13 protein-coding genes are annotated in these 12,369 nt (G+C 74.4%); 9 read left to right on the top strand and 4 right to left on the bottom strand.

Annotated features, from left to right (window positions below; translation table 11 throughout):
• The 4 genes from AC56DV_RS32825 to AC56DV_RS32810 all read right to left on the bottom strand — a co-directional run bounded on the left by AC56DV_RS32825 (position 1) and on the right by AC56DV_RS32810 (position 3,909).
• On the bottom strand, positions 1 to 1,542 hold the full coding sequence (locus AC56DV_RS32825; protein ID WP_496318390.1) for a L,D-transpeptidase family protein: 1,542 nt from the start codon (positions 1,540 to 1,542) through the stop codon (positions 1 to 3).
• A gap of 267 nt (positions 1,543 to 1,809) precedes the next feature.
• Positions 1,810 to 2,229, bottom strand: coding sequence for a universal stress protein (locus tag AC56DV_RS32820; protein ID WP_496318389.1), 420 nt, complete (start codon positions 2,227 to 2,229; stop codon positions 1,810 to 1,812).
• Between the two features lie 30 nt (positions 2,230 to 2,259).
• Entirely contained in the window at positions 2,260 to 3,045 is a 786-nt protein-coding gene (locus AC56DV_RS32815; protein ID WP_496318388.1) for a Crp/Fnr family transcriptional regulator, read from the bottom strand.
• A 138-nt stretch (positions 3,046 to 3,183) separates the two neighbouring features.
• Positions 3,184 to 3,909, bottom strand: a complete 726-nt coding sequence (locus tag AC56DV_RS32810) for a Crp/Fnr family transcriptional regulator (protein WP_496318387.1) — start codon at positions 3,907 to 3,909, stop codon at positions 3,184 to 3,186.
• Between the two features lie 290 nt (positions 3,910 to 4,199).
• Here AC56DV_RS32810 and AC56DV_RS32805 point away from each other — a divergent pair, with 290 nt between their 5' ends.
• The 9 genes from AC56DV_RS32805 to AC56DV_RS32765 all read left to right on the top strand — a co-directional run bounded on the left by AC56DV_RS32805 (position 4,200) and on the right by AC56DV_RS32765 (position 12,330).
• Positions 4,200 to 4,652, top strand: coding sequence for an Hsp20/alpha crystallin family protein (locus tag AC56DV_RS32805; protein WP_496318386.1), 453 nt, complete (start codon positions 4,200 to 4,202; stop codon positions 4,650 to 4,652).
• A 12-nt stretch (positions 4,653 to 4,664) separates the two neighbouring features.
• A complete protein-coding gene (locus AC56DV_RS32800) occupies positions 4,665 to 5,714 on the top strand; it encodes a zinc-dependent alcohol dehydrogenase family protein (protein WP_496318385.1) in 1,050 nt (349 codons plus the stop codon).
• A gap of 11 nt (positions 5,715 to 5,725) precedes the next feature.
• On the top strand, positions 5,726 to 6,163 hold the full coding sequence (locus tag AC56DV_RS32795) for a hypothetical protein (RefSeq protein WP_496318384.1): 438 nt from the start codon (positions 5,726 to 5,728) through the stop codon (positions 6,161 to 6,163).
• A 28-nt stretch (positions 6,164 to 6,191) separates the two neighbouring features.
• On the top strand, positions 6,192 to 7,190 hold the full coding sequence (locus AC56DV_RS32790) for a zinc-binding alcohol dehydrogenase family protein (RefSeq protein WP_496318517.1): 999 nt from the start codon (positions 6,192 to 6,194) through the stop codon (positions 7,188 to 7,190).
• A gap of 117 nt (positions 7,191 to 7,307) precedes the next feature.
• Entirely contained in the window at positions 7,308 to 8,387 is a 1,080-nt protein-coding gene (locus AC56DV_RS32785; protein ID WP_496318383.1) for a CBS domain-containing protein, read from the top strand.
• 208 nt (positions 8,388 to 8,595) lie between these two features.
• Positions 8,596 to 9,033 (top strand): universal stress protein, encoded by a 438-nt coding sequence (locus tag AC56DV_RS32780; protein WP_496318382.1) that lies wholly within the window; start codon positions 8,596 to 8,598, stop codon positions 9,031 to 9,033.
• A gap of 4 nt (positions 9,034 to 9,037) precedes the next feature.
• A complete protein-coding gene (locus AC56DV_RS32775; protein ID WP_496318381.1) occupies positions 9,038 to 10,444 on the top strand; it encodes an efflux transporter outer membrane subunit in 1,407 nt (468 codons plus the stop codon).
• A gap of 12 nt (positions 10,445 to 10,456) precedes the next feature.
• Positions 10,457 to 11,710, top strand: coding sequence for an efflux RND transporter periplasmic adaptor subunit (locus AC56DV_RS32770; protein ID WP_496318380.1), 1,254 nt, complete (start codon positions 10,457 to 10,459; stop codon positions 11,708 to 11,710).
• Between the two features lie 182 nt (positions 11,711 to 11,892).
• Complete coding sequence (locus tag AC56DV_RS32765; protein ID WP_496318379.1) at positions 11,893 to 12,330, top strand: bacteriohemerythrin; 438 nt, start codon at positions 11,893 to 11,895, stop codon at positions 12,328 to 12,330.
• The last annotated feature ends 39 nt before the right edge of the window (positions 12,331 to 12,369 follow it).

Genomic DNA, 12,369 nt, shown 5'->3' with positions numbered 1-12,369 from the left:
TTAGTTGCGGCGCGCGGCCAGCGCCGCCTCCAGCGCGGCGTCCAGGCCGTAGATGTCGTTGCTGAACAGCGTGCGGCCGGTCTGGTCGGCCAGCGCGGTGGCGTAGAAGATCACCACCGGCAGCGGCGCGCGCAGCGGTACGGTGCGCTGCGTGGGCGATTCCAGCGCCTGGCGCACCGCCGCCGCGTCCCAGCCGGGCTGGCCCTCCAGCACGAAGGTTGCCAGGGCAGCCGGGTCCTGCACGCGGATGCAGCCGTGGCTGAAGTCGCGCCGCGCGGCCTGGAACAGCTGCCCGGCCGGGGTGGCGTGCAGGTAGATGCCCATCGGATTGGGCAGGCCGAATTTGATCGGGCCCAGCGCGTTCTGCGGCCCGGGCCGCTGGCGCACGCGCAGGGCGCCGGCGCGCAGCGCGGCCGGCGCGTCGCGGCCGGCGGCGGGGCGGCCCTGGGCGTCCACCAGCTCCATGTCGTGGCTGGCCAGGTAAGCCGGGTCGCGCGCCAGGGCCGGCAGGATCTCGGCCCGCGTGATGCTGGCCGGCACGTTCCAGTAGGGGTGGAATTCCACGTAGCGCATCTGGCCGATGAACAGCGGCGTGGGATGGCGTCCGGCGCGGCCGACAATGACGCGCATGGCCAGCGCCGGCCGCGCCCCGGGCGCCGTGCTGCGGTAGGCCCACAGGCGGTAGGAGGGCAGGTTGACGGCGATGAGCGGGCCCGCCAGCTCGGGCAGCCAGCGCAGCCGTTCCAGCGCCAGTTCGATCTGGCGCACCCGGGCCGCCAGCGGCACGTTCAGGGCGGCCAGCGTCTGCCGGCCAAGTTTGCCGTCGGCTTGCAGGCCGTGCCGGTCCTGGAAGCGCGCCACCGCCGCCGCCAGCGCAGGCGGGTAGTCCGCGCCGGCGGCGGCGCCGTCCTGCGGGGCGAGGTCGCCCAGCGCCGCCAGCAGGGTGCGCAGCGCGTCCGCGCCCCGATAGCTGCCGCCGGGCGCGACGGCCGGGCCGGCCGGCGGGGGCAGGGGATCGAAGCGCCGCGCCGCCAGCGCCCGGTACTGCGCCAGGCTGGTTTTCAGGCGCTGGTAGAGCGGCAGCCGGGGCGCGGCGGCGGCGGCCGCGCCGGCCACGTCGCCGGCCGTCAGTGCCGTTTGCAGCAGCGGGACGGGATCGAAGGCGGGCCCGGCCGCCGGCGCCGCCAGGCCGCCGGCGGTGCGGCCGGCGTGCAAGTCGTGCAGGTAGCGCAGCATGGCCTGCGTGAGCGCGGCGTCGAATTGCGCTGGCGTGGCCGCGCGCGGGGCGAGGGCGTAGTCGGCCGGCGCCAGGCCGTCCTCTGCGGCCCGGGCCAGCAGCGCGAGGGCTTGGGCGGCGCGGGGCGAGCCGGCGCCGTCCCACGCCGGCGCATCGGCGCGCGCCGCGTAGAAACGCTCCAGCCAGGCGCGTTCCGCGTCGGCGGCGGGCGGGGCGCCGCGCACCGCGCCGTGCGTGAGCGCCAAGAGCAGGGCGGCCGACGCAGGGCCGCGCGCCGCACGGCGCAGGGTGTCGAAGAGAGGCATTTTGTGCAAGGCGGAGCGGTTCGCGGTGTATGGCCGGGCACAGCGCCCGCCAAGCGCATTGTCGGCGCATGGGCCCTGCGCCTGCCTTGATCTGGATCAAATCGGCCGGCTAACGCGGGGTGAATGTTCGCCGCATGATCTTATTCCAACGCAACATCTATTGGAAAAGCCCATGTCCCCAGCCCGGCACTGCTCCCGTATTCCGCCCGGCCGGCCAGCGCCGGGCGCACCGGCCGCCAGACCGCCCTGCGGCGGGCCTGATCCGGTTTACACAGGCGCGCCCGCCGCCAGGGCGATGCCCGACTGCTGCAGCGCGGCCCTCTCGGCGGCGTCCGGCATGCGCTCCATGGCGTCGGGAAACACCAGGTCGCACTGGCGTTCGCGCGCCGCCGCGATGACGGCCGTGTAGGGCGCGGCCGCGCAGCGCGTCAGCACCGTGCAGGGCACCCCTGCGGCGGCGGCGGCCGTTTCGACCGCGCGCAGCGCATCGGCGGCGCGCACGACGCTCGACGGGCGCTCCCGTTCCTGCAGGTAGCTGTCGTCCTCCGGGACCGACAAGTCTTCGCACGGCAGCACGTACAGGCCGACGACGGCGGCCGCGTTGGCGCGCGCCAGCCGCATGCAGCGCTCGATGGCCGGCGCCGCGCGCGGGTTGCCGTCTGTGGGCAGCAGGATGGTGTGGGGCACGTTGCTCTCCTTGACGATGGGGGCGCGCCGCTAGCGCTGCGCCGTGCGCGGCCGCGCGTCCGGCGTGCGGTCCTTGCCGGCCGCCATGCGCTCGAGCCGGGGCTGGTCGGCCAGCACCACGTGGCGCCGTTCCACCTGCAGCACGCCGTCGCGCTGCAGGCGCAGCAGCTGGCGCGTGACGGTGGCGTCGGTCAGGCCGAGATAGTCGCCGATGTCCTGCCGCGTGAGCGGCAAGTCGACGCACACGCGGCCGCCGTCGCGGTGGCGGCTGCTCCACGCCAGCTCCAGCAGGTAGCAGGCCAGCTTCTGTTCTGCGCGCGCGTAGCCCAGCATCATGGCCAGGCCGTGCTGGCGCGCCAGTTCCCTGCTCAGCATCTGTTCCAGGCGCTGCTCCAGCGCGGGAAAGTGGCGCGCCGCCTCCAGCAGGCGCGGGTGGGACAGCTCGCACAGCACGCTGTCGGAGGTGGCGGTGGCGGCGCCGGCGTGCCGCTCCTGGCCCAGCGCTTCCAGGCCCAGCAGGGTGCCGCGCCCGGGCAGGGCGGTGATGCGCTGGTCGCCGCCCGGCGTCAGGCGGTAGCACTTGAAGTGGCCGCTACGCACCGCGTACACGCGGCCGCGCACCACCTCGTTCATCTGGTACAGGTCGTCGCCGCGCAGCAGCCGGTGGCGCTGCAGCACCAGGCGGTCGACGCGGGCGCAGTCGGCGTCGTCCATGCCGGCCGGCAAGCACGCGGCGCGCGCCTCGCAGCTCAGGCAGGACATGGCACGGGTGTCCGTGCGCAGGGGGATGACGTTGTGCAATTTGCTGGAGTTCATGGCCGTGCCTTTCTGGCGCGGGGGCGCCGCGCGCCGGATCCATGCGACGCAGGGACCAGGCGCGTATTGCATGATAGTCGCCGCCGGCCGCGCCCAGGTTTGATCCAGGTCAAATTCGAAGCACTCAGTCCTGAGGGTTCAGGCCGCGCGCGCCGGCGCCGCCAGCGCCTCCAGGCCGGCGCGGTCGAGCAGGGTGACGTCGTGGCGCCCGGCGGCGATCAGGCCGAGCCGGCGGAAGCGGCCGAGCAGCCGGCTCAGGCATTCAGGGGTCAGGTTGAGGAAGGCGGCAATGTCCTGGCGCGCCATCGGCAGGCGGTAGCGCAGTTCGGAACAGCCGCGCGCGGCGTGCCAGGCCGACTGGCGCAGCAGGAAGGCCGCCAGGCGCTGCTCGGCCGTGGTGCGACGCTGCTGCAACAGCACGTCCTGCATGTCGCGGATGCTGTGGCTGATGACGCCCTGGAAAAACTGCGCCTGCTCGCGCATGCCCTCGTAGCCGATTTCGCACACCTCGCTGTCCTCCAGCGCCACGGCGCTGCAGTCGTGGTGTGCCAGGCCGATCGCCTCCAGCGCCAAGAAATCGCCGCTGCCGGGAAAGCCGAGGATGACGCGGGCGCCGCCGCGGTCCGTGCGGCTGAGCTTGAAGCAGCCGTAGCGCACCACGTAGACGTATTCGCCGACCGGCGCGCCGGCGCTGTACAGCGCGCTGCCGCGCGGCACGCGAATGCGGCGCAGCGGCGCGCGGGCGGCGGAGCCGGCCACGCCGGCCGTCGGCAGGCAGAAGTGGCGCGCCATGCAAGTGTCGCAGCCGGTTTGCCGGCCCGGGACCGGTGCGGGAGGAAGAGCGGTGGAGTGCGGGGTATTCATGGCGTCGGGGCGCGCCTTGCGGTCGGCGTCTGGGTCTCGGACTGTCAGTGTTATCCAGGGCGGGGCCCGTGAACAGGGGGCTAGATCAAATTTTTCCCGAAAAAGGGGGCGCGCAAAGAATTGTGCGCGAACTTGTTCCAGATCGGTTTTGCGGCGCGCGCGCCGTTGCGGCTTGCCGCAGAATCCAGCCATCGACAAGCAGCGCGGCCTGCACGCTGCTTGCGATCCTGCGGGCGGTGGCCGGCGCCCGCCAGCGTTCCCCGGCCTAACCAATTTCTAGGAGAAACACCATGGCACACCATCATGTGACGCATTTCGACCCCTTCCGCGACCTGGTGCGCGCCGATCCGCTGCGCAACGTCGAGGATTTTTTCCGCGACATGGGCTTCAAGCATGCGCTGCGCGACCTGGCCGGCCCGCCCCAGATCCGGCTCGACGTCAGCGAAAGCGAGCAAGCCTACAGTGTCAAGGCCGAACTGCCCGGCATGAAGAAAGAAGACATCTCGGTGCAGATCGACGGCAGCCGGGTGTCGATCGCGGCCGAGTCCAGGCGCGAGCACGAGGAGAAGAAGGGCGAGACGCTGCTGCGCAGCGAGCGCTATGTCGGCCAGCAGCTGCGCAGCTTCACGCTGGGCCAGGACGTCGACGAGAGCAAGGCCGTGGCCAAGTACCACGACGGCGTGCTGGAGCTGACCCTGCCCAAGCGCGCCAACGGCGGCGCCAAGAAGCTGGCCATCAACTAGGGGGGCACGGCCATGCGCGCGCTAGTGTATGAAGGACCGGGCCAGCCGGTACTGCGGGACAAGCCGGTGCCGCAGGTGCAGGCGCCCACCGACGCGGTGGTGCGCATCACCCGCACCACCATCTGCGGCACCGACCTGCACATCCTGAAGGGCGACGTGCCCACCTGCCTGCCCGGCACCACGCTGGGCCATGAAGGGGTGGGCGTGGTCGAGGCCGTGGGCGCGGCCGTCAGCGGCTTCGCGCCGGGCGACGCGGTGCTCATTTCCTGCATCACGTCCTGCGCGCGCTGCGAATACTGCCGGCGCGGCATGTATTCGCATTGCGCCAACGGCGGCTGGATACTGGGCCACAAGATCGACGGCACCCAGGCCGAGTACGTCCGCATCCCGCATGCGGACACCAGCTTGTACCACATCCCGGCGGGGGCCGAGGAGGCCGCGCTGGTGATGTTGAGCGACATCCTGCCGACCGGCTTCGAGTGCGGCGTGCTCAACGGCAAGGTGGCGCCGGGCGGCAGCGTGGCCATCGTCGGCGCCGGCCCGGTGGGGCTGGCCGCGCTGATGACGGCGCAGTTCTACAGCCCGGCGCAGATCATCATGGTCGACATCGACCCGCACCGGCTCGAACTGAGCCGGCGCTTCGGCGCCAGCCACACAGTGCGCGCGGTGGACCGGGCCGCCGTGAAGGCGGTGCTGGCGCTGACCGGCGGCGTCGGCGTGGACACGGCGATCGAGGCGGTCGGCGTGCCGGCCACCTTCGAGCTGTGCGCCGACATCGTCGCGCCGGGCGGCACGGTGGCCAACGTCGGGGTGCACGGCTGCAAGGCCGACCTGCACCTGGAGCGCCTGTGGTCGCACAACATCAGCATCACCACGCGCCTGGTCGACACGGCCGCCATCCCGCAGCTGCTGCGCGCGGTGCTATCGGGCCGGCTCGACGCGGCCGGGCTGGTGAGCCACCGCTTCCGCTTCAGCGACATCCTGCAGGCCTACTCCTGCTTCGGCGAGGCGGCCGCCAGCGGCGCGCTGAAGGTGCTGATCTCGGCCGATCACCTGACTTGAGGGAGACGCACATGGAACGCATGCGATGGAGGGCCGTGCTGGGCGGGGCGGCCATGCTGGCCGCGCTGGCCAGCGGCGCGGCCGGCGCGGCGCAGGACGGGCCGGGCGCCGCCTACCTGGACGGTGGCGCGGGGGAGGAGGAGCGCCAGCAGATGCGGCAGCAGCGCGCGGACTACAACCTGGCGCTGCTGTTCGCCAACCGGGGCAGCGGCGCCTACCGCGCCGATGTCGAGGTCGAGATCCGCGACAGCCGGGGCGGCGCGCAGTTGCAGCTGGCGCAGGCCGGGCCGCTGCTGTACGTGCGCCTGCCCGCCGGCAGCTACCAGCTCACGGCGCGCGCCGGCGGCCAGACGCAGACGCGGCGCGTCCGCGTGGCCGATGGCGGCCGGCGCGAACTGGTGCTGTACTGGGCCGCGCCGCCGGAAGAACGGGATGATGCGCAGCGATAGCCGGGCCGCCGCGGCCCTGCCGGCCACGATGCCGGCGATGGTGCTGGCGCACGGCGGGCCCGGGGCGGGCCTGGAGGCGCGGATGCTGCCGGTGCCGCGGCCGCGCGGCCACGACGTGCTGCTGCGCGTGACGGCCTGCGGCGTGTGCCGCACCGATTTGCACCTGCTGGACGGCGAGCTGGCGCCGCGCCGCCTGCCGTTGGTGCCGGGGCACGAGATCGTCGGCGTGGTGGTGGCCGCCGGCAGCCAGGCCGGCCAGTGGCGGCTTGGCCAGCGGCTGGGCGTGCCCTGGCTGGCGCGCACCTGCGGCCGCTGCGCCTACTGCCTGGGCGGGCGGGAGAACCTGTGCGCGCGGGCCCGCTTTACCGGCTGCGACCGCGACGGCGGTTACGCCGGCTATGCGCTGGCCGACGCGCGCTACTGCCTGGCGCTGCCCGAGCGCTACGACGACCTGCACGCGGCGCCGCTGCTGTGCGCCGGCCTGATCGGCTACCGGGCCTACGCCATGACCGGTGCGGCGCGCCGGCTGGGCCTGTACGGCTTCGGCGCCGCTGCGCACATCGTGGCGCAGCTGGCCGTGGCCGAGGGGCGCGAAGTGTACGCCTTCACGCGTCCCGGCGACCGCCGCTCGCAGCAGTTCGCGCGCGCGCTGGGCGCGGTGTGGGCCGGTTCGTCGGCGCAGCCGGCGCCGGTGCCGCTGGAGGCGGCCATCCTGTTCGCCGCCGACGGCCGCCTGGTGCCCCTGGCGCTGGCCGCCTGCGCCCGGGGCGCGACGGTGGTGTGCGCCGGCATCCACATGAGCGAACTGCCGGCCATGCCGTATGCGCTGCTGTGGGGCGAGCGCAGCCTGCGCTCGGTGGCCAACCTGACGCGCGCCGACGGCGCCGCCTTCATGGCGCTGGCCGCGCGCGTGGCGCTGCGCACCGCACCGGTGCCCTACGCGCTGGCGCAGGCCAACGCCGCGCTGGCGGACCTGCGCGCCGGCGCCTTCGACGGGGCCGCCGTGCTGCTGCCGGAGGCGGGCTGATTTGACCTGGATCAAGGAAACCGGCCGCGCCAGCCCCCATAGTAGGCAACGCCGGCGGCATGCCGGCAACCATTTCAAGGAGCACGACATGCGCAACACAGAACCGGAGCGGCGGCCATGATCGCCGCCGACGTCATGGCCCGCCTGCTGATCACGGTGGGCCCCGAGGCGGGCGTGCGGCACGCCATCGGATTGATGCTCAAGCACCGGCTGGGCGCCTTGCCGGTGGTCGATGCACAAGGCCGGCTGGCCGGCATGCTGAGCGAGGGCGACCTGCTGCGGCGGGCCGAACTGGGCGGCGGCGGCGCCGCGCCGCCGTGGCTGGCGCTGCTGCGTGCGCGCGGCGGGGCGGACCGGGCGGGGCGGGGCGCCCTGGTGGGCGAGGTGATGAGCGCCGCCGTCGTCGGCGTGGCGCCGGACACGCCGCTGGAACAGGTGGCGGCGCTGATGGCCGAGCACCGCATCAAGCGGGTGCCCGTGCTGCGCGAAGGGCGCCTGGAGGGCATGGTGAGCCGGGCCAACCTGCTGCAGGCGCTGCTGCGCCTGCTGCCGCCGTCGCCGGCCGCGCCGGCTGCTGCGGAGCACGCCGAGTTGCAAGACGGCGGCGTGCTGCCGCTGGTGGATGCCGCGGCGCTGGAGCTCGACTCGGACATCAGCGCGCTGGCCCTGGGCCTGCTCGACACCCTCAAGCTGCGCCGCTCGCAGCGCGCCTTCAGCCCGCGCGCGTTGCCGCGTTACCGGCTGTCGCGCCTGCTGTGGGCCGCCTACGGCGTCAACCGGCCGTCGGAACACGGCCGCACGGCGCCGTCGGTGTCGAACGCGCAGGAGATCGACATCTATGTGGTGATGGCCGACGGCTGGTACCGCTACGAGCCGGCCGCGCCGGCGCTGGTGCTGTGCGGGCGGGCCGACCTGCGCGCCGCCACCGGCAAGCAGGATTTCCCGGGCGTGGCGCCGGTCAACCTGCTGTACGTGGCCAACCTGGGCCGACTGCCGACCGAGGATCACGCCGAGCGGCTGCTGCACGCCGCCTTCGACGCCGGCCATATCAGCCAGAACGTGTACCTGCTGTGCGCCGCCGAGGGCATGGCCACGGTCACGCGCGCCTGGTTCGATCCGGCCGAACTGGCGCAGCGCATGGGCTTGGGCGCGGGCCAGCGCGTGATGCTGGCGCAGACGGTGGGCTACCCGGCCTGATGCGCCGATGGCCTCCCGGCGCGCGCCATGTTGGCCGCACTTGATGCATGTCGGGGAAATGGCGCGGCTGGCGGCGTACAACAGTAACAGGCCGCGCGGCGCGGCCGCTTTTTCCACCGTCAAGCGCAAGGCCGGGGACCAGCGCATCGCGGCGCATTGACCCGTCCCCGATTTGCCGACCTATCCGCCATACCGACGAGAGCACATCATGTTCAACCATATCCTGCTTCCCACCGACGGCTCGGACATCGCTGCCGCCATGACCGCCAAGACGCTGGCCTTCGCGCGCAGCTGCGGCGCCCGCGTCACCGCCATGCACGCGATGCTGGACTTCCGCACGCTGACCTACCATGCCGACATGCTGGCCGACACCCGCGAGCGCTACGAGCGCGAGAGCGCCGCGCACGCGCACGCCCTGCTCGACGCGGTCGCCGCGGCGGCGCGCGAGCAGGGCGTGCCCTGCGAGACGGTGGCGGTGCGCGCCGAGCAGCCGCACGAGGCCATCGTCCGCACCGCGCGCGAACGGGGCTGCGACCTGATCTGTATCGCCACGCACGGCCGGCACGGCCTCAAGGGTTTGCTGCTGGGCAGTGAAACGCAGAAAGTGCTGGTGCACAGCGACATCCCGGTGCTGGTGCTGCGGTGACGCCATGGCCGCCCGCTTGACGCTGTGCGCCGGCGTGGCCGCGCTGGTGCTGTCAGGCTGCGCCGCCTGGCGGCCGGTGCCGTTGCCGCCGGCCGCCGTGCCGTACGCGCCGCCGGCGGCCTGGTCCGCCGGCGGCACGGCGGCGCCGGCCAGCGACCTGGACGCGTGGTGGCGCCGCTTCGGCGATCCGCAGTTGGACCGGCTGGTGCAGCGCGCGCTGGCGGCCAACACCAGCGTGGCCGCGGCGGGCGCGGCGCTGCGCGAGGCGCGCGCCGCGCGCGACGCGGCGGCCGCCGGCCTGGGCAGCACGGTGCGGCTTACGGCCCAGGCCCGGCACAGCAGATCGGACGGCGTGACGGCGGACAAGCAGGGCAATGCCGCCCTGGAGGCGAGCTGGGAGCCGGACGTGTTCGGCGCCAACCGCCATGCGCTGGCCGCCGGCGAGGCCGACCTGGCAGCCAGCGCCGCCGCGCTGGCTGCGGCCCGGGTGGCGGTGGCGGCCGACGTGGCGCGCGCCTACCTGGAGCTGCGGGGCGCGCAGGCGCGGCGCGCCATCGCCGAGGCCAACCTGGCCAGCCAGCAGGGCACGCAGCAGATCACGGCGTGGCGCGTGCAGGCCGGGCTGCTGACCTCGCTCGAGCAGCAGCAGGCCGTCGGCGCCACCGAGCAGGCGGCGGCCCAGCTGGCCGCGCTCGACAGCGGTGCGGCCCTGCTGGCCCACGCCGTCGCCGTGCTGTGCGGGCAGGCGCCGGCGGCGATGGCGGCCGAGCTGGCGCCCGGGCCGGGCATTCCGCAGGCGGCCGGGGAACTGGCGCCGGCGCCGCCGGCGGCCGCGCTGCGCCAGCGGCCGGACGTGCGCGCGGCGGAGTGGCAGTTGGCCGCCGCGCGCGCGCGGGTGGGCCAGGCCGACGCGGCGCGCTATCCGGTGGTGCGGCTGGAGGGCTCGCTCGGGCTGAGCGGGGTGGGCACCGGCGGCAGCGGCGCCACGCTGCTGCGCGCGCTGCTGGGCAGCGTGGCAGGCAACGCGTTCGACAGCGGCGCCAGCCGGGCGCGCCTCGCGCAGCAGCGCGCCGCGCTCGAGCAGGCGCAGGCCGCCTACACGGCGGTGCTGCTGGCGGCGCTGCAGGAGGTGGAGGACGCGCTGGCCGCGCTGGCCGCCGAACAGCGCCGCGCCGCGCATTTCCGCCTGGCCGGCGCCGCCGCCGCCAATGCCGCGCTGCTGGCGCGCCAGCGCTACGCCGGCGGCCTGGCCGACTACCAAACCGTGCTGGAAACCCAGCGCGCGCTGTATGCGTCGCAGGACGGCCTGGCGCAGGCCAGCACCGGCGCCGCTACCGCCCTGGTGCGCCTGGCGCGGGCGCTGGGCGGCGGCTGGCAGCCGGACCGGCCGGACCCCGGCCGCAACGAGTGAAAGGTGCATGCCATGTTACCCATGTTCGACGAGCCGGCGCCGCCGGACGATGCGGCCGGCGCCGCGCCGGATGCGCGGCCCCGGTGGCGCAACGCGGCGCCCTGGCTGGCAGCCGCGCTGGCGGCCGTGCTGGCCGGCGCGGCGCTGTACGCGTGGCAGGCGCGCAGCGGGCCCGGCGGCCCGGCGCCCTACAGCAGCACGGCCGTGCGGCGCGGCAGCGTGGCCATGAGCGTGACCGGCAACGGTACGCTGCAGCCGACGCGCGCGGTCAACGTCGGCAGCGAGCTGTCGGGCACCGTGGCGCGGGTGCTGGTGGACATCAACGACCCGGTGCGGCGCGGCCAGGTGCTGGTGCAGCTGGACACGGCCAAGCTGGAGGACCAGATCGTGCGCTCGCGCGCCGCGCTGGCGGCCGCGCGCGCCGGCGTGGCCCTGGGCGACGCCACGCTGGCCGAGGCGCGCAGCGCGCTGGCGCGGCTGCAGGAAGTGGCGCGCCTGTCGGGCGGCCAGGTGCCCTCGCAGGCCGAGCTCGACGCCGGCCGGGCGGCGCTGGCGCGCGCCGAGGCCGGCTGGCTGAGCGCGGCGGCCAGCGTGCAGAGCGCCCAGGCGGCGCTGTCGACCGACCGCACCAGCCTGGCGCGCGCGGCGATCCGCTCGCCCATCGACGGCATCGTGCTCAGCCGCAGCGTCGACCCCGGCAACGCCGTGGCCGGTTCGCTGCAGGCCGTCCCGCTGTTCTCGCTGGCCGAGGACTTGCGCCGGCTGCGCCTGCGCGTCGATATCGGCGAGGCCGACGTGGGCGCGGCGCGTGTCGGCCAGCGCGCCAGCTTCACCGTCAGCAGCTACCCGGAGCGCCTGTATCCGGCCGTCATCACGCGCATCGCCTATGGCGCCACCACCGCCGGCAACGTGGTCACCTACGTGGCCGAGCTGGACGTGGACAATGCCGACCTGAGCCTGCGCCCCGGCATGACGGCCAGGGCCACCATCCGCGTGGCGCAGCGCGCCGACGCGCTGCTGATACCGAACAGCGCGCTGCGCTATGGGCCGCGCGGCGCCGACGCGGCCCGGCCCGGCGCGCTGGTGGCCAGCCTGGTGCCGCACGGGCCGGCGCGCGCGCCGCGCACGCTGTGGGTGCTGCAGGACGGCGCGCCGCACCCGGTGGCCGTCACGCTCGGCATCAGCGACGGGCGCGAATCGGAGGTGCTGGCCGGCGCGCTGCGCGAGGGCATGCAGGTCATCACCGACCAGCGCGCCGCGCCATGAAGGCAGCGGCGGTGACGGCGCTGGAGCGGGACTATCCCGGCGCGGCGCCCGCTTATTGCGGCGCTTCTTGATCTGGCGCAGAAACAGCGCGTGACAGGTGCGGCGCAAGCGCCTACCTTGGCAAGTGACCCGGCGCCAGCCGCACGAGAGTCCGCCGCAACCGCTGCAAAGGATACGCAACCATGAATACCGACACTTGGCCACCCGAGCTGGTCCTGGGCCAACCCGCCATCGACGCGGCACACAGGGCGCTGGCTGAGCGGGTCGCCGGACTGCTGGCCGGCAACGACAGCGGCCTGGAGGCCGGCGTGCCGGCGCTGATCGACGACATCGAGGCCGACTTCCGGGCCGAAGAGGAGCTCATGGAGCAGATCGGCTTTCCCGGCATGCAGCCGCACCTGGAACAGCACGCGCGGGTGCTGGCGGCCCTGCACCACATCGATCCGCTCAACTACGCCGCGGCGCGCAGCGCGCTGCAATTGCTGATGGAATGGTTCCAGGTGCACGTGGCCACGATGGACAATGTGCTGGCGATCGCCCTGCAATTGGCCGGCGGGGCTGGCCAGGCTGGCGTGGGCACCGCGCACGGGACCGCCGACGGCAAGGCGCACACCGGCTAGCGGTGTTTGGTGCGTTTAAGGCACCACTGTGAGCCCTGC

This window comes from Massilia sp. BGA-UO-ETr-WB1 (assembly GCF_059567845.1).
Note: the sequence above shows the minus strand (reverse complement) of the source record. Positions and strands in the feature narration are given on the sequence as shown.